The organism is Ruegeria sp. HKCCA5929 (assembly GCF_013034525.1).
In the GTDB taxonomy this organism is placed as follows: Bacteria; Pseudomonadota; Alphaproteobacteria; order Rhodobacterales; family Rhodobacteraceae; genus Ruegeria.
In genome coordinates this window covers 1-15357 of record NZ_WQGE01000006.1, presented here as the reverse complement: position 1 = coordinate 15357, position 15357 = coordinate 1, and the positions used below count along the sequence as shown (strand labels likewise).

Genomic DNA, 15357 nt, shown 5'->3' with positions numbered 1-15357 from the left:
GAGAGCAGACGATCTATGCCGCTATCGCGCCTGCGCCTAAACGATTGCTTTGGTTCACGTAGAAGACATTTTTGGAAAGCGCCGCGAATGTCCGCTATCCTGAATCGCAAGGTCTCGTCGTGAATGTCGGCTTCGGGTTGAGCCAGTACTACAAGGTAGGGTGTACGGCAGAGGCTTTGTACCAAAGCCTCCGTTTCGCAACCCGGAGCTATGCACGCGCGTTCGTTAGCTGGGAACGTCCGCTGGCGCCAGGATTGTCATTCCCACTCGGTCCGCTACGGCCATGATCGCCGGAATGTCTGGTGGTCCATCTGGCGCTGGGATATCGGTCGTGCCATCAGGCATTGTTTCACCGGCTTCAGTAAAGAAAGTGTCATGCATCGCGCCGGGGGCGTTAATGCAAAGTAGCCGGCCAGGCCGCTCTCCGGTGCATGTAAAGGCGTGCACTGCGCCGTCTGGAACCTTAACGAAGTCACCACATTTGACGTTGACTGTCTCACCATTCAAAAAGAACTCGAATTCACCATCGAGCACATAGAAGCTCTCATCTTCGCCAGCATGATGATTGGGTGGTGCACCGGCACCAGGTGCCGTCTTTATCTCAACAATTGTGCAACGATCTCCTGTCTCATTGGGAAAGGCATGAAAGGTCAAAAGGTTCCCAAGAAGATGATAAATTCGCGGGCGAGATTCAGTCATTACTGCGACTCCCTTTACTTGAAACATACCTCTCTTATGATACATATATCTACTTATGAGACAAGTGTATCACAAAAGGCTTGAAATTGGCGCCTCGTACAAATCAAATCAACCGAACGCGAGAAGTACTTCTTTCGGCTGCACGTGACCTGATGTCGGAAGGCAAGGAAGTCACGCTGGCAAAAGTCGCTGAACGCGCCAAAATCAGCCGTGCGACGGTCTATCGCTACTTTTCTGACCCGAGTGTCTTAGCCTTAGATGCGACGCTGGATCTTGACGTCACGCCTACGTCGGAACTTCTTGAGGGACTGGATGACGTTAGGAGCCGTGTACATGTGGTCGCGCGTTACTATCTGGAATTTTCTCGGATTCATGAGGCGCACTTCCGGCAGTTTCTGGCGGAATCACTCAAGGCATCTCTTGAAGATGGAACGGTCAAAATGCGTGGTGCTAGAAGAGTGGCGGCTTTTTCGGAAGCACTTGCGCCAGTTCACCCATTGATGGAGCCGAAGGAAATCGATGACCTGTCGAAGCGATTGTCCATGACGACGGGCATGGAACAACTTGTCATTCTTGAAGACATTTTGCGTGTGGACGAAGCAACTGGTTACCAGCTTCAGGAAGGGTTGGTCGACGCTCTGTTAGATCGGTACTTGCCAAAAAACTGAGGCAGAGTTCAGATGCTTACTTTGTCTTTAAACTACCGGCAAATAGACGTCAGTTTGACGTCCGCCTTGGGCTTTGAGCGGTCAATTGTGACCACCGAAGAAAACGGTAACATGGAGCCCAGAAGGCGCTAGGAACATGCTCGTTATAGCAATTCTGCCAACCCGGTACAAAAACGGTTTTGGCGGTGCCATCAGTCGGTACAGCGACCCTAAGAGAGAACACTTTACCTCTAAGGAACAATCCTCTGGGTAGTCCAACACGGTTTTGAGGGTTCGATTCCCTTACATTCACCCTCAAATAGTCTCCAAGTTCCCGTTACAAGACCCAGAGTACGGCTTTGAAAGTAAATGGAATGGTGGGTGATGAGAGACTCGAACTCCCGACATCTTCGGTGTAAACGAAGCGCTCTACCAACTGAGCTAATCACCCGTGACGCTGCATGTAGCCAAGCCTGCGGGCGGGTGCAAGAGGGTCTGAGCGATTTTCTTGAATTCTATTCTTTGGCCGATCCGTGTTGCCCTGTCCGTCTGGAGTACCGAACACTGAATAATCCCGTGCTGCCGCAAATCTGAATATTCGCGGCGTGATGATGGTCATGCCTAGTCGACGCCTTGACCCTTTTGGACTTTCTGCAACGCAGCGGCACGGATCTCGGTTATTTCTCAAAGGCGCTTGCGTGGGGGCTGTACCCTCCGATATTCCCGAAGGGACTGCAAATTTCCGGTCGGGAGTGTACATGACCCTAACCTTCACCCGCCGTTTCTGGATGGTGGCACTGGTCTTAGGTGTATTGGCGTTGGCGCCAGTCCGCGCCGGGGCAGAAGGTGTTTTGGTTTTTGCAGCGGCGAGTCTGAAGACAGCGCTGGACGAGATTGCTGAAAACTATGAAACGGAAACGGGGCACCGTGTCACGGTTTCTTACGCGGCATCGTCGGTACTGGCGCGCCAAATTCAGCAGGGCGCGCCCGCGGACGTGTTCATCTCGGCTAATCCTGACTGGATGGACATACTGGAGCAGGACGGTTTTATCCAAGCGAATTCGCGGGTGGATTTGCTGGGCAATGGTCTAGTTGTGATTGGTGCGACAGGTCGAGAAAGTTGGGGAGAGATCCAACCTGGTCACGACCTAAAGGCCGAATTGAACGGCGGTTTTCTGGCGATGGCCCTGGTTGATGCCGTGCCAGCAGGTATCTACGGCAAAGCCGCGTTGCAAAGCCTAAATCAATGGGACGCATTACAGGACCATGTGGCGCAGACCGACAATGTGCGCGCAGCTCTGGCACTTGTCGCGGCAGGGGCTGCGCCCTTGGGAATTGTGTATCGATCAGATGCACAGGTGGAAACACAAGTCAGTGTTTTGGCGACGATTCCCGACGACCTGCATCCTGAGATCATATATCCTGCGGCCGTCACATCATCTGCACAGGGTGGAGCACAGGCCTTTCTGGACCATCTACGCAGCGATGCGGCGTTGTCCGTTTTTCAGGAGCAGGGGTTTTCCCTGCCGGGCGGGTGATCCTCGTGGACTGGTTGGGCCCTGCCGAAATTGAAGCGTTAAAGCTGTCTCTGCACGTGTCGTTCTGGGCGACGCTGGCGACATTGCCGTTTGGGATTTTCGTAGCCTACGCGCTGGCCCGCTGGCGGTTTCCTGGCCGTCAGGTGTTGAATGGTCTGGTGCATTTGCCCCTGATCCTGCCACCTGTCGTCACGGGGTATCTGTTGTTGCTGACATTTGGCATTCAGGGGCCGCTTGGGCGTGTTCTGGCAGAGTTCGGGATCGTAGTCGCGTTTCGCTGGACCGGGGCTGCGCTGGCTGCCGGGATCATGGCCTTCCCGTTGATGGTCCGGGCCATACGCTTGTCCATCGAAGCGGTGGATCCAAAGCTGGAACAGGCGGGGGCCACGTTGGGGGCATCGCGCCCGATGGTGTTTCTGACCGTGACCTTGCCGATGATCCTGCCGGGGGTCATTGCCGGTGCAATTCTGGCCTTTGCCAAGGCAATGGGCGAATTCGGGGCCACCATCACGTTTGTGTCTAACATCCCCGGACAGACCCAAACGCTTCCGTCTGCTGTCTATGCATTCCTGCAGGTGCCGGGCGGCGAGGCGGCGGCAACGCGACTGGTTCTTATCTCAATCGTTATCGCGATGAGCGCGCTTCTTTTGTCAGAATTCGTCGGACGGCGCGCTGCTGCACGGGTGGCCGGGTCATGAGCCTTTCCGTTCGGTTGCAACATCATTTGCCGGATCTCGATCTGGATGTCCGCTTTGAGGCACCGCCCGGAGTGACCGTTTTGTTTGGGCGGTCGGGGTCGGGCAAGACGACAATCGTCAATGCAGTGGCCGGGCTGCTGCGGCCCGAGGCGGGCCGCGTGGCGGTCGAGGACTGGGTTTTGTTCGACACAGATCGGGGACAATGGCTGCCACCGCACCGTCGGCGCTTAGGGTATATCTTTCAGGAAGGGCGGTTATTTCCCCATCTGACCGTACGGCAAAATCTGGCTTACGGTCGCTGGTTTGCCCCGAAAAGGGCGCAGCGGGAAGATCCCGCGAAGGTCATTGATATGCTGGGCATTGGCCACCTTCTGGATCGCCGTCCAGCTGGGCTGTCGGGGGGGGAAAAGCAACGTGTGGCCATTGGGCGGGCGCTGCTGGCAAGTCCGCGCCTTATTCTTGCGGACGAACCTCTGGCTGCGCTGGACGAAGCGCGGAAAGCGGAAATTCTGCCGTATTTCGAACGTCTCAGGGACGAGGTGTCGGTTCCTATTCTCTATGTAACCCACTCTGCAGCTGAAGTTGCGCGTCTGGCGACTTCGGTTGTTGCGCTTCAAGACGGAAAAGCCGTGCGTCATGGGCCCGCTTCTGAGGTTTTAGCCGATCCTTCGGTGGCCCCCGCAGGGGTGCGCGCAGTTGGGGCCGTTTTAGAAGTTCAGGTCGTGCAGCATCACGCTGACGGGCTGACAGAGTTGAATGCCAACGGCGTACGATTGTTCCTGCCTCGCATTGCGCATGACGTCGGGGCGCAATTGCGCATCCGTATCCCGGCGCAAGAGGTGATCTTGTCTAACCAAAAGCCCGAGGGATTGTCTGCGCTGAACGTGCTCAGCGGTACGGTGGCCTCGATCCGGTCGGGTGAGGGGCCTGGTGCAATTGTTTCCGTCACAACCCCGGCAGGTAGTGTTCTGGCACGCGTCACACGTCGATCAGTGGCGGCGCTAAACTTGCAGGTGGGCAGCCCATGTCACGCGGTGATCAAGACGGTTGCCTTGGCGCCGCAGGATGTCGGCGGGCGTATCGGGGCGGGCCAATAAATTCAGGCAAGCGCGCGCGCCTCATGTTCGCGCAGGATCAAACGCGCGGCGCGGCCAAACCCGGTGTGACCCGAGGCTGGCCGGTCTGGAAAGATTGCAGCAAGTTCCCGAAGCGCGTCAGAGGATAGCGTGTAAAGAGCTTCTTCCCCCAGAAACAGGCTTTCAGCTTGCGCTCCTTCCGCATTCAGAATTTCGTGCCGGTCCAACAAGATATGCAGGTATTCTACCTCCTCCACCGAGGTATCCACATAGATGCCTGGCCAGTCGCATAGATGTTTTGCAGCCACCAGTGCCTCGGCGGTGCCAAACAGCAAATCCACCTTTGGCCCTTTCACCAGAATGCGGTGTTGTTGCGAAACCAGAAGGTCCCGGCACGGTGTGTTTGGCCCCAGACTTCCTGCCGAGATTCGAACCGGCTGCATCGCAGGTTCAGCGCTTAATCGTTCGGGCGCAAGCACACTGCTTTCAATCCAGCGAATAGGTTGCAGCCCGTGATCTGCGGTTGCCACCTTGTGGCCCACGCGCAGTGTTTCAATGGCCTGTGGGCCGTCCTCGGTCTCGATTAATGTACCGGCGGCAAAGCACACACCTTCGATCCTGATCGTGACAGCCACAGGGTCGGGATCGTTGGAAAACGGCACGGTGAACGGCCCAATCAGCGTGGTGCCCGTTACACTGATGAAGAAGGTATCGAAAACCACCTGCCCGTTGTCCAGGCTGTCAAAAAAGGCTGGGTCTACCGTATAGGTCCACTCGCCTGTATTCGGGTCGATCGAAGCGGTGCCGTTGGCGGGTGGCGTTGCAATGGTCCAGGTCTGGGTTGTGGGTGTAAACGTGCCATTGTCCAACGTCGGTTGCCCCATCGCCACGTTGGGTGGGGAACCGGTCACGTCGCCGGTCAATTCGCCTGTGATTGTAACCGAGACCACCTATTCTTCGCCCTGCTGCAACACCTGTTCAAACTCTCGTTTCCGATACAGGCGCATATGAACTTCGCCTGCCTGATCCCGAGTCCACTCGACAATCCGGTTTCGCGTCATGTCGCTGTCCATCCGGTTTGTCCGCACACGCGGATGAGGGATCTCTTGCTTGAGGATATCAACAATCTGGCTCGTCTGTCCAAAAGGGGCCACCAGATCGACGATCCAAAAGGAAGGCCCACCGGTAAAATCCGCTTCCTTCAACGGTTTTTCCTGCACTGCATAGCGGTACTCGGCCTCGGGGCTGAGCCCGGCAAAGGTGACAAAGCCACGGGGAAATCCGTTTTGCCGGAAGATGTGATACTGACAAAGGCGGAACGGCGTCTCGAACGCATACAGCACCTGTGCAAGGGTGCGTTTCTGATGAGTTTTTGTAAGTCCCGCCAGATAGAACATCGCGCCAAGGTCAGCGTATTTCTCGGGCGGGAAATCGAACCAGTCCTTTGGAAAGCTCTTGCTCACAGGATCGCCATTATATGATTAAAACCATAAACTTAGGTCTATTGTACCGTCTCTGCGCAATAAGGGTAGAAAAATTTCCTTGCGCCATCCCGGCGCCGTCGAGGCAGGTTTGAACCACTTTACTCAAAGACTGCTGCCGCTATGTTCAAAGTACTCATGATCAATTCTCGGGATATTCAAGTTATGCAATTTGTAAGGATTTTCGCCCCAACTGCGCTTGCTTTGATGCCCGCAATGGCCGACGCGGTAGGCTTCGGGCTGGACATCCGGCCACAATTTCGAACCGAGATTACAGCGCTTCCGGATGGGGTCTATGAGGTCAAAGCTCTTGGATCGTCGGCACCCGTAACTTACTGGTGCGGGATTGGCGACTATGCGATTCGTACACTGGGCGTGCCAAATTCGCAGCGTATCTACATTTGGCGCGCTTACGAAAAGGGCGTCAGAACCGTGCAATTTTCGCTGACCCCACCTCCGGGTGCCGATACCAATCCAGGTTATTCGATCACGGTTAGCCGGGTTGGGGAAAACATGTCGGCGTCGTCGGCACAGAATTACTGCTATGACAATTTCATCATGGATACGTTCTGAGCGTCAGACCCACTTTGCCATCGGCGGCAGGCTCATCAGAACCGCATCCGGGTCATGTCCGGTTTCCAGCCCGAACTTGGTGCCACGGTCGTAGACCAGGTTGTATTCGGCATAAAGGCCGCGATGCACGAGTTGTGTATCCTTGTCCGCGTCCGAAAAACCCTGAACGCGCCGTTTTTCAACCAATGGCAGGAAGGCAGGCAGGAAGGCACGACCGATGTCTTGTGTTAGGGCAAAGTCTGCCTGCCAGTCACCGGTGCAGTAGTCATCCATGAAAATTCCACCCACGCCTCGTGCACGTTTGCGGTGAGGGATATAGAAATACTCGTCTGCCCAGTCTTTCAGGCGCGGATAATGCGCAACGCCATGCGGATCCAGATGGGATTTTTGGGTGGCGTGGAAATGGCGTGTGTCAGCATCATATTCAATGCAGGGGTTCAGGTCCGATCCGCCACCGAACCACCAGGCGTGTGGGGTCCAGAACATGCGTGTGTTCATGTGCACCGCAGGGACATGAGGGTTTTGCATATGCGCCACCAGGCTGATCCCCGAGGCCCAGAAACGGGGATCCTCGGTCATGCCGGGGATGCCCTTGCGCGCCGCCATTGCGTGCTGCGCGCGTTCACCCAATGTGCCGTAGACGGTCGAGATGTTGACGCCAACTTTCTCGAACACGCGACCGCCACGCATCACAGACATCAACCCGCCCCCTGCATCCAAGCCATCCTCAGACTGGCGCTTGGTTTCTTTGACCTCGAACCGACCGGGTTTTGCATCGGAAAACGGTCCAGTGTCGTGGCTGTCTTCAAGGGCTTCAAACGCAGAGACAATATCGTCGCGCAGTTGTCGGAACCAGGCGGAGGCAGTGGATTTTTCTGTATCGAACATGTGTCTTAGTGGGCTGGGGCGGCTACTGGGTCAAGCAATGTACGCCCGCCGTCGATTGTCAGGATCTGACCTGTAATGAAACCGGCTGCATCGGATGCCAGAAACTGCGCGGTTTCGGTCAGCTCTGTTGCCGAAGCGATACGGGCCAGCGGTGTGTGTTTTTCGATGTCGTCTCGGAAGTCCCGGTTTTCCTTGAGGGTCGATTGTAGCGATGCGCTCATGACCGAACCCAATGCGATCGAGTTGACCCGAATACGGTTCGGTGCAAGCGCAACTGCAAGGGATCGGGTCATCTGATCCAGCGCCGCAGTCGACACGGAATAGGCCATCAGGTCGGGATGTGTTCGGCGGGCTGCGATGGACGAAAGGTTGATGATCGATCCGGCAAGGTTTTCCTCGTCCCCGTCCGCCTGTTTGATCATGCGTTTCGCAACCAATTGGCTCAGCCGCAGGGCCGGCATCAAGTTTTGGTTCAGCAGGGTGCGCACTGAGTCGTCATCAGGGTCCAATGGGTCCGACGGGATCACTTGCCGCGCTCCATTGATCAGGATGTCCACCTGATCAAAAGCATCCAAAGTGGCCGATAGCAGGTTTGCTATGGTCAGTTTTTCGCGCAGATCGCCCGCAAAATAACGGATATTTCCGTCTTCAGCCTGTTCGCCCAATTCATCGACCAGGCGCTTTTCGTCTATGTCGGCGAACATGACATTTGCACCTGCATCCGCGAAATGGCGTCCGATGGCCAGCCCGATGCCATTGGCTCCGCCCGTTACGATTGCTGTCTTGCCAGCGATGGAAAAGGACATCCGAATCCTCCTGAATTGGGGGCAGGTTAGCGAGCCTTAACGCCGAGGGCGAGAGGCCTGAAGCACCTTGAACCGGTTGTCTCCGGCAATTTCAGTGACCTGAGCGAAATGTTCGTTCAACGTGGTCTCGTAGGGCAGGTGGCGATTGGCCACCATCCAAAGGGTTCCGTTGCGGGTCAGATTGCGTGCGGCTGAGACGATGAACCCCTGACCCAGAGCCGGGTCCGCGTTGCGCGAGGTGTGAAACGGGGGGTTCATGACGACGGTGTCGATAGGTTCGGGTGCAGTCCAAGTGACGGCATCTGCCCAATAGAACTGAGCCCTTTGATCAGGAGCGTTTTTGCGCGCGCATGTCAGAGCGGTCTGATCCGCCTCTACCAGATGCAAAGACTTTACGTCATCGCGCTTCAATACGTCTGCGGACAAAAAACCCCAACCCGCGCCCAGATCAGCCACGCGAGCGCCCAGTTTGGAAGGCAAAGACTTCAATAACATGGCCGAGGCCGGGTCGATCCCATCTGCCGAAAACACCCCCGGCGCTGTATGAAAACTGCCGACCATCTGCGCCGTAGGCGCGGCCCAGTCTTCGAAAGCAGAAGCATCAGCCTGAAACCAGAAAATCTTGCCATGTGCTTTGGACAAGGGGCCCTCGACATCAACCCGCTTGCGCACATCTTTCAATATGCTGTCCACGCCATCGGTCTTGGCGCCATCGACAACGACAACCCCAGCAGCCCGTGAACACGCCCGCTGGATCATTGCGCACGCCAGCGCCTTGGCACGTGGCAAAAACACGATAGCGTCCTGACAGGGTGCGTCTGCTTCGGGCACCGTGTCAAAGCCTTGCGCTGCAAAATGATCGTGAAAAGGTTTGAATGGTTGCACCACCTGCGCGTCAGCGGGGAGCGCTGACAGGTCGTGGTCTGGCACCGGGCCGATCACAGTCAGCGGTTGCGACAGCGACAAGCCGTTTTGCAATGCAAGTTCCAGGCGAGGGGACATGGGCAATTCCGGCAGAGAAAGGAAAGGGCGCGATAGGCGGGGCGCCTTATTCTTCGCGTTCCATGGTGCATTGCAGCGGGTGCTGGTGCCTGCGGGCAAAATCCATCACCTGGCCAACTTTGGTCTCGGCAATCTCATGGCTGAAGACGCCGACAACGGCCACGCCTTTTTTGTGAACGGTTAGCATGATTTCGAACGCCTGGGCGTGGGTCATGCCAAAAAAACGCTCCAGTACGTGCACGACAAATTCCATCGGCGTGTAATCGTCGTTCAGCAACAGCACCTTGTACAGGGGCGGACGCTTGGTTTTTGGGCGCGTCTGCAGCAGGACTGACGCGTCTCCGTCGTCGTCCGGTGTGTCAGACATCATCCAGGTCTTTTCCAGCATCGTGTGTAACTGTCCGATTCAGGCTTGGGGTTTATCTTGGCGCTTATATAACGTGGGCATCGCCGGTGAAAAGAGCAAGCGGACGTAAATAAGATGACGGAAAAACTGACCACAATCGGGTTTGATGCAGATGATACCCTTTGGCACAACGAACGGTTTTTCCAGCTGACGCAGGCCCATTTTGCTGAATTGCTGGCGGATCACGCTGACCGGGATCACCTGATGGAGCGTCTTCTGGCCGCGGAAAAGCGCAACATTCGTCACTATGGGTATGGGATAAAGGGATTCGTTCTGTCGATGATCGAAACCGCCATCGAAGTGACAGAAGATCGTGTTCCGGCCTCGGTTATTCGGCAATTGATCGATGCCGGGCAAGAGATGCTGGCACATCCGATCGAGCTGTTGCCGCATGCCCGTGATGCGATTGAGAGCGTGTCCGACGCGTACCGGGTCATACTCATCACCAAAGGCGACCTGATCGATCAAGAGCGTAAACTGGCCCAATCCGGGCTTGGCGACTTGTTCGATGGGGTCGAGATTGTGTCGGAAAAGACCGCAGAAACTTATCAGACGATTTTCGAATCCCACGGGGATGGTCCGGCGTCTGCGATGATGGTCGGCAATTCCATGCGCTCGGATGTGGTGGCCCCGATTCAGGCCGGATGCTGGGGGGTTTATGTGCCACACGGTCTGGTGTGGGAGGTTGAGCACGCTGACGCCCCGGTTGACAGCCCGCGATTCCGCGAGCTGCGCGATTTGGGCGACTTGGCCGATCTGGTGTGCAGTTTGAGATGATGTTGCCTTTTGGCCGCAGTCCCGGAAAAACCTTGTTGTGCTCCGGCAAAGCGATGCCACAATCGCGCATTTGGTGGGTCTGCGCGATTGGTTTATCTACATATAGCGCTTTGTGGCGCATATGACGAAATCGCGAAAAGCGAAGCTTTCAGTTTCTTTTATGCCCCCCCTGTGTTAGCCTTTAACGCAATAAAATATATTTTGCCGACCGGGAAAACCCGGCGGCGCGAGGCAGACAGAGGCAAAGATCGTGCAGATTCGGCGGACAGTTCCGGCCCGAATGGGCTTATTCCTTATAGCGATGCTATGTGCGCTGGCGTTTGCGCCGCTCAAGCCCATGGCGGCACCCTATGCGGCAATGGTTATTGACGCCCGCACCGGTGAGGTTTTGCATTCGCGCAATGCCGATACGCGGCTGCATCCGGCATCGCTGACCAAGATGATGACGCTTTATATTGCGTTCGAAGCGGTGCGAAACGGTGAGATCACGCTGGATACCCCTGTGCGGATCACCAAGAAAGCTGCGGCAGAACCTCCATCCAAGCTGGGCCTGCGAACGGGACAGACGATTGCCTTCCGGTATCTGATCCGAGCGTCTGCGGTGAAATCAGCCAATGACGCGGCAACCGCTATCGGTATCGCTATCAGCGGGTCCGAGGCAGCTTTTGCCCGCCGTATGACCCGCACCGCGAAGGCCATGGGGATGAGCCGTACCACTTTCAAGAACGCGCATGGTCTGACCGAGTCGGGGCATTTGTCCACCGCACGTGACATGACCACGCTGGGACGGCACCTGCTTTATGATTACCCGCAGTATTATAACCTGTTCTCGCGTCAATCGACACATGCCGGGATCAAGACTGTACCAAATACCAACCGTCGCCTGCTGGCTGCGTACAAAGGGGCAGATGGCATCAAAACCGGGTATACGCGCGCTGCTGGGTTCAACCTGGTGGCGTCAGCCAAGCGCAAAAATGAACGGATCATAGCGACCGTTTTTGGTGGAAAGTCGGGCGCATCGCGCAATGCCAAAGTGGCCGAGCTTTTGGATCTGGGTTTCCGTCGTGCCCCGTCGCGTGCACCTATTCGCAAACCGGCACGCCCGGCTTATGCGGGTAATGCAGGATTGGGCACACAGGTCGCACGCCTGAGCGGGCCACCCAAAACCAGCCTGCGTCCGGTTGTGCGCCCAAGCGCTTCGACTCAGGTTGCAAATGCAGTGGCGGCGACAGCAGATCAGAATCGCGACCGGATCACCAACGGTATCGCAGCGGCAATAGCCCAGGCAGATATCGCGTCGACCACCTCGCCTGAACAAGCAACGGGTACACGCCCGGCGCAACGCCCGTCCGATCTGGTGCTGGCCTCGACCGACACGGCGAAACAACCCGAGCCCGAGCAGGAAGTTGTCACCCGGCTTTCTTCGTCTGGCGGGCATCTGTGGGGCGTCAATGTGGGGCGTTACACCACACGGTATGAGGCCGAGAAGGTGCTGCTGAAAACCGCTTTGTCAGAAATGACGACGCTGGAGGGCACGCTGCGCAAGGTGAACCAAAGCTCGCGCGGGTTCGACGCAACTTTTCAGGGCATGACCCGCGAGCAGGCCGATCTGGCGTGTCGCCGATTGCAGGCCCGCAATGTGACCTGTTTCATGATCGGACCATCATAAGGTTCGGCAAAATACTCTCCTGTTGGGTCTGGGCTGTGGTTCTCCACAGCCCTTTTTTCATGATAGTGCAGCGCTAAAGGTGTGTAAGATTACCGGACGAACTTTGTCACCTCGACGCCGCCGCTGATCAGGCTTTCCCTCACGGAACGGGCGATCTGAACCGCAGTTGGTCCGTCCCCATGCAGACAAATCGTGTCGATGGAGGTCTCTAGCCGTTTGCCGCTTTCCGTAATTATCGCGCCTTCGCGGACCATGTTCAGAATACGTGGACCAGCCACATCAGCGTCATGGATCACGGCACCGGGCAGGCTTCGGTCGACCAAGGTGCCATCGTCATTGTAGGCGCGGTCGGCAAAGATTTCGCCCACCCATTTGCAGCCAAGTTCGCGTACGGCGCTTTCCTGCTTTGTGACCGCAAGCACCATGACAATGATGTCGGGGTCGACATCCAAAGCGCCCTGATAGCAGGCCCGCGCCATATCAATATCGACCGAGCACATATTGGCCAACGCGCCGTGCAGCTTGAGATGCCTCACTTTGGTGCCGACCGCCTTTGCCATGCCCATCGCGGCACCCAGCTGGTACCGGACCAGATTACGCAACGCGTCATGGGGCACTTTCATGTTCCGGCGACCAAAGCCCTGCAGATCAGGAAAGCCGGGATGCGCACCAATGCCCACATTGTTCTCAGCTGCCAATTGCATTGTCGCAGCCATCACATCCGGGTCGCCTGCGTGAAACCCACAGGCGATGTTGGCAGAGGTGATGATTTTCAACAGGCTTTCGTCATCGCCCATCTTCCAGGGGCCAAAGCTTTCCCCCATATCAGCGTTCAGATCAACGCTTGGCATTGGCATATCTCCTTAATCGGTGGCAGAGATTACTCCGCCGATCAATTGGTAGGACAACAGGTCCGGTATGTCATGCGGGTCACGGACCAGAGGTTCAACCCGCGAAGGCAGGCGCGCAAGATCTGACAGGAAGGCTGTGTGCAACGCGTTGGCCTCTTCCATGCTGACAAATTCGAAATGGATGGAACCGCCCGCAGGTGTCTGTGCCGCACAGGGCATATCGCAGGGCAAAACGGTTGCGATACGAGGATAACCCCCAGTGGTCTGGCACTCTGGCAACAGAATGAACGGATCACCTGTGCCGGTCATTTGAATATCGCCTGGGGTGATTACCTCGGACAATATGTTCAACTGGCCTGATGCCGCGAACCCGTCGCCGTCACTGTCCACTTGCATCCCCATCCGGTTTGCGCGTGCACCGCGTCGGAATGTGGTCGCAGCAAACCGATCCAACGTCGCCTGATCGAACAGCGGTGTTTGAAAGCTGGCCACCACACGCAACGTGCCACCTGAAAACCGATCAGCGGGCTGCAGTTTCAACCCGCTCTTACCCGCATGAGGGCCACAGCTCAGCCTGTCGCCCTGTTGTATCGCTTGACCGATCCGCGCCGTTAAATGTGCCGCGCGCGATCCCAGAAAAACCTCAGACTCTATTCCACCTCCTAAATGAAGATAGCCGTAATTCCCTTTCACAGCGGCCCCGATGACCAGTCTTTGCCCGGCGGCCAAATGATGCGACGCATTCCAGGCCACAGGGCTACCATCAACGGTCGCCTGCATTGGTGCACCGGTCAAAGCGATGTGCATATCTTGCGCGGCTTCGAATTCGCCTCCCATCCCGGCCATTTCCAGCGCCGCAAGGTCCGGGCTCTGCCCCAGCAACGCAGCCCCTTCATGCAAGGCGAATATGTCGGCAGCGCCAGAGCGGGACAAACCCTGATCCAGATACCCGATGCGTCCCTGATCTTGTATTGTGCATGAGGGGCCGATCCGGCGGACAATTAGGCTCATGGCGCGATTTCCTCGCAGGTGGCACCGCCGCTGCCGTCTGCATTGTTCGCGCGGATATGTTCCAACTCTTCGCGAGATATAGGTTCGAACAGTAATTCGTCTCCGGGGCTAAGGGGGAAGGTCTCGGACATCTCCGGGCGAAAGCATCTAAATGCGGTTTGCCCGACATGCCGCCACCCGGTTGGTGTTGGGCCTGAAAACAGGACAAATTGCGAGATGGCCAGAACCAATGCGCCTTCAGGCACCATGGGGGTCAGGTTTTGTAGCCGGGGAATGTTGAACTCGGGTCCCAATGGCCCAAGATAAGGTTGCCCGGGCGCGAACCCGATTGTCAAAACCCGTACCCGTGATTGACCCAGGCGACGTGTTGCCTCTTCCGGTGTCAACCCTGCGGCGGCTGCGGCATCGGTCAGTTGCGGTGCCAGGTCGGTTCCGTAAACCGTCGGTACACGCCACAGTTTGCGACCCTTGGGAAGCTGCGTGTTGTACCAGTCTTTTTGGCCAACAAGATGCTGCAGCCTGTCCAGCATCTGCTTATGCGAAATGCGCTGTGTGTCGAACCGCACAAAAGCAGAACCCAAAGACGCGGATGACTCCGTGACCTCATCCCAGCTCTGACGATCCACTTCAGAGCGAAACGCCAGAGCTGCGCGGTTTGCGTCTTCGGACATGCTGTCCGCAAAAGTTACCAGCGCTCCGTCAAACCCAACGGTTCTGACCAAAGGAAACTGAAGATGGCGAGCCATACCGATCCTGCGTTTGTGTCGACTACATAGTAGGGGAACCAGACCCCATCAGAATAAGATGTGCAAGGCGGGTCTTGGTGGTGCTTTGCAGGATACGAAAGAGACGTATGTGGGTCTTCTTTATCGGCCTGATCGGTTTTCGATTCCTTTGGTCAATAAGATTCAGGATTTGATGGAATCCCCGACTCGATTAACGGGTTTGAGTCGCGCCGACTTGTGCCGCGACGCCACTGTTGCTCAATATGTTGTGGTGGGCGCATTTGTTCGAGTCGGTCCAGAGCGGGTGTGCTGGAGAAAAATAGCTTTTCGACGCCCCGTTTTCCGTCTTTAATCTAGTTTAACCTTTTGATTTTGTTTTATTATTTGTGCGGTTTCAAAAAACTTTTGGATTTTTGTTTTTTTGGGTTGCGGGTTTTGGGAGTAAACCTTAGAACCCCCTTCACCGGCGCTGCTGAGGCGCTGGGACGCTGCGGAAGCGGCGGTGACGCT

At 56.5% G+C, this 15357-nt stretch carries 17 protein-coding genes and 1 tRNA gene; 7 read left to right on the top strand and 11 right to left on the bottom strand.

Annotation, left to right across the window (positions count from 1 at the left end; all coding sequences use genetic code 11):
- Positions 1 to 225: 225 nt before the first annotated feature.
- Positions 226 to 726 carry a cupin domain-containing protein gene (locus tag GOV90_RS14725; RefSeq protein ID WP_253284750.1) on the bottom strand — a complete coding sequence of 167 codons (501 nt, stop codon included), beginning with the start codon at positions 724 to 726 and terminating at the stop codon, positions 226 to 228.
- Between the two features lie 53 nt (positions 727 to 779).
- Between GOV90_RS14725 and GOV90_RS14720 the strand changes: the two genes are divergently transcribed.
- The gene (locus GOV90_RS14720) at positions 780 to 1367 is read left to right on the top strand and encodes a TetR/AcrR family transcriptional regulator (protein ID WP_371732499.1); all 588 of its coding nucleotides are present in this window, start codon (positions 780 to 782) and stop codon (positions 1365 to 1367) included.
- Between the two features lie 354 nt (positions 1368 to 1721).
- Here GOV90_RS14720 and GOV90_RS14715 read toward each other — a convergent pair.
- Positions 1722 to 1797, bottom strand: a tRNA-Val gene (locus GOV90_RS14715).
- A 307-nt stretch (positions 1798 to 2104) separates the two neighbouring features.
- Here GOV90_RS14715 and modA point away from each other — a divergent pair.
- The 3 genes from modA to modC are packed head-to-tail and all read left to right on the top strand — an operon-like array spanning position 2105 to position 4679.
- Positions 2105 to 2884: a molybdate ABC transporter substrate-binding protein gene (gene modA, locus GOV90_RS14710; protein WP_253284751.1), complete on the top strand. Its 780-nt coding sequence runs from the start codon at positions 2105 to 2107 to the stop codon at positions 2882 to 2884.
- Between the two features lie 5 nt (positions 2885 to 2889).
- On the top strand, positions 2890 to 3582 hold the full coding sequence (modB, locus tag GOV90_RS14705; protein WP_171093393.1) for a molybdate ABC transporter permease subunit: 693 nt from the start codon (positions 2890 to 2892) through the stop codon (positions 3580 to 3582).
- Positions 3579 to 4679 (top strand): molybdenum ABC transporter ATP-binding protein, encoded by a 1101-nt coding sequence (modC, locus tag GOV90_RS14700; protein ID WP_171093391.1) that lies wholly within the window; start codon positions 3579 to 3581, stop codon positions 4677 to 4679. Before modB ends, modC begins: the two co-directional genes overlap by 4 nt.
- A gap of 2 nt (positions 4680 to 4681) precedes the next feature.
- Here modC and GOV90_RS14695 read toward each other — a convergent pair whose 3' ends face one another.
- Positions 4682 to 5608, bottom strand: a complete 927-nt coding sequence (locus tag GOV90_RS14695) for a Hint domain-containing protein (protein WP_171093389.1) — start codon at positions 5606 to 5608, stop codon at positions 4682 to 4684.
- Positions 5609 to 6121, bottom strand: coding sequence for a toxin-activating lysine-acyltransferase (locus GOV90_RS14690; protein WP_171093387.1), 513 nt, complete (start codon positions 6119 to 6121; stop codon positions 5609 to 5611).
- A 234-nt stretch (positions 6122 to 6355) separates the two neighbouring features.
- Between GOV90_RS14690 and GOV90_RS14685 the strand changes: the two genes are divergently transcribed.
- A complete protein-coding gene (locus tag GOV90_RS14685; protein ID WP_253284752.1) occupies positions 6356 to 6712 on the top strand; it encodes a hypothetical protein in 357 nt (118 codons plus the stop codon).
- 3 nt (positions 6713 to 6715) lie between these two features.
- Here the strand turns inward: GOV90_RS14685 and hemF are convergent, their stop codons facing one another.
- From hemF to clpS, 4 genes are read right to left on the bottom strand one after another with little or no spacing between them, the layout of a single operon-like run.
- Positions 6716 to 7600, bottom strand: coding sequence for an oxygen-dependent coproporphyrinogen oxidase (gene hemF, locus GOV90_RS14680; RefSeq protein ID WP_171093385.1), 885 nt, complete (start codon positions 7598 to 7600; stop codon positions 6716 to 6718).
- Positions 7601 to 7605: 5 nt separating this feature from the next.
- Positions 7606 to 8406, bottom strand: a complete 801-nt coding sequence (locus GOV90_RS14675) for an SDR family NAD(P)-dependent oxidoreductase (protein ID WP_171093383.1) — start codon at positions 8404 to 8406, stop codon at positions 7606 to 7608.
- A gap of 36 nt (positions 8407 to 8442) precedes the next feature.
- Positions 8443 to 9408, bottom strand: a complete 966-nt coding sequence (locus GOV90_RS14670) for a class I SAM-dependent methyltransferase (protein WP_171093381.1) — start codon at positions 9406 to 9408, stop codon at positions 8443 to 8445.
- A 46-nt stretch (positions 9409 to 9454) separates the two neighbouring features.
- Positions 9455 to 9796, bottom strand: coding sequence for an ATP-dependent Clp protease adapter ClpS (gene clpS / locus GOV90_RS14665; protein WP_171093379.1), 342 nt, complete (start codon positions 9794 to 9796; stop codon positions 9455 to 9457).
- Positions 9797 to 9889: 93 nt separating this feature from the next.
- On the opposite strand from clpS, the gene GOV90_RS14660 reads away from it, so the two are divergent.
- Both GOV90_RS14660 and GOV90_RS14655 read left to right on the top strand, forming a co-directional pair.
- Complete coding sequence (locus GOV90_RS14660; protein ID WP_171093377.1) at positions 9890 to 10591, top strand: HAD family hydrolase; 702 nt, start codon at positions 9890 to 9892, stop codon at positions 10589 to 10591.
- Between the two features lie 280 nt (positions 10592 to 10871).
- Positions 10872 to 12260 (top strand): D-alanyl-D-alanine carboxypeptidase family protein, encoded by a 1389-nt coding sequence (locus tag GOV90_RS14655; RefSeq protein WP_171093375.1) that lies wholly within the window; start codon positions 10872 to 10874, stop codon positions 12258 to 12260.
- 89 nt (positions 12261 to 12349) lie between these two features.
- On the opposite strand, the gene GOV90_RS14650 is transcribed toward GOV90_RS14655, so the two are convergent.
- Genes GOV90_RS14650 through GOV90_RS14640 form a run of 3 tightly spaced genes read right to left on the bottom strand, consistent with a single transcriptional unit; the run spans position 12350 to position 14868 of the window.
- Positions 12350 to 13111, bottom strand: coding sequence for a LamB/YcsF family protein (locus GOV90_RS14650; protein WP_171093373.1), 762 nt, complete (start codon positions 13109 to 13111; stop codon positions 12350 to 12352).
- Between the two features lie 12 nt (positions 13112 to 13123).
- Positions 13124 to 14122 carry a biotin-dependent carboxyltransferase family protein gene (locus GOV90_RS14645; RefSeq protein WP_171093371.1) on the bottom strand — a complete coding sequence of 333 codons (999 nt, stop codon included), beginning with the start codon at positions 14120 to 14122 and terminating at the stop codon, positions 13124 to 13126.
- Positions 14119 to 14868, bottom strand: coding sequence for an allophanate hydrolase subunit 1 (locus GOV90_RS14640; protein ID WP_171093369.1), 750 nt, complete (start codon positions 14866 to 14868; stop codon positions 14119 to 14121). Before GOV90_RS14640 ends, GOV90_RS14645 begins: the two co-directional genes overlap by 4 nt.
- Between the last annotated feature and the right edge of the window lie 489 nt (positions 14869 to 15357).

Coding starts and splice junctions, on each gene's coding strand:
- GOV90_RS14645 (WP_171093371.1), bottom strand. CDS start 14,122: ATGAGCCTAATTGTCCGCCGGATCGGCCCCTCATGCACAATACAAGAT.
- hemF (WP_171093385.1), bottom strand. CDS start 7,600: ATGTTCGATACAGAAAAATCCACTGCCTCCGCCTGGTTCCGACAACTG.
- clpS (WP_171093379.1), bottom strand. CDS start 9,796: ATGCTGGAAAAGACCTGGATGATGTCTGACACACCGGACGACGACGGA.
- GOV90_RS14660 (WP_171093377.1), top strand. CDS start 9,890: ATGACGGAAAAACTGACCACAATCGGGTTTGATGCAGATGATACCCTT.
- GOV90_RS14650 (WP_171093373.1), bottom strand. CDS start 13,111: ATGCCAAGCGTTGATCTGAACGCTGATATGGGGGAAAGCTTTGGCCCC.
- GOV90_RS14685 (WP_253284752.1), top strand. CDS start 6,356: ATGGCCGACGCGGTAGGCTTCGGGCTGGACATCCGGCCACAATTTCGA.
- modC (WP_171093391.1), top strand. CDS start 3,579: ATGAGCCTTTCCGTTCGGTTGCAACATCATTTGCCGGATCTCGATCTG.
- GOV90_RS14675 (WP_171093383.1), bottom strand. CDS start 8,406: ATGTCCTTTTCCATCGCTGGCAAGACAGCAATCGTAACGGGCGGAGCC.
- GOV90_RS14725 (WP_253284750.1), bottom strand. CDS start 726: ATGTTTCAAGTAAAGGGAGTCGCAGTAATGACTGAATCTCGCCCGCGA.
- GOV90_RS14670 (WP_171093381.1), bottom strand. CDS start 9,408: ATGTCCCCTCGCCTGGAACTTGCATTGCAAAACGGCTTGTCGCTGTCG.
- GOV90_RS14655 (WP_171093375.1), top strand. CDS start 10,872: ATGGGCTTATTCCTTATAGCGATGCTATGTGCGCTGGCGTTTGCGCCG.
- modA (WP_253284751.1), top strand. CDS start 2,105: ATGACCCTAACCTTCACCCGCCGTTTCTGGATGGTGGCACTGGTCTTA.
- GOV90_RS14640 (WP_171093369.1), bottom strand. CDS start 14,868: ATGGCTCGCCATCTTCAGTTTCCTTTGGTCAGAACCGTTGGGTTTGAC.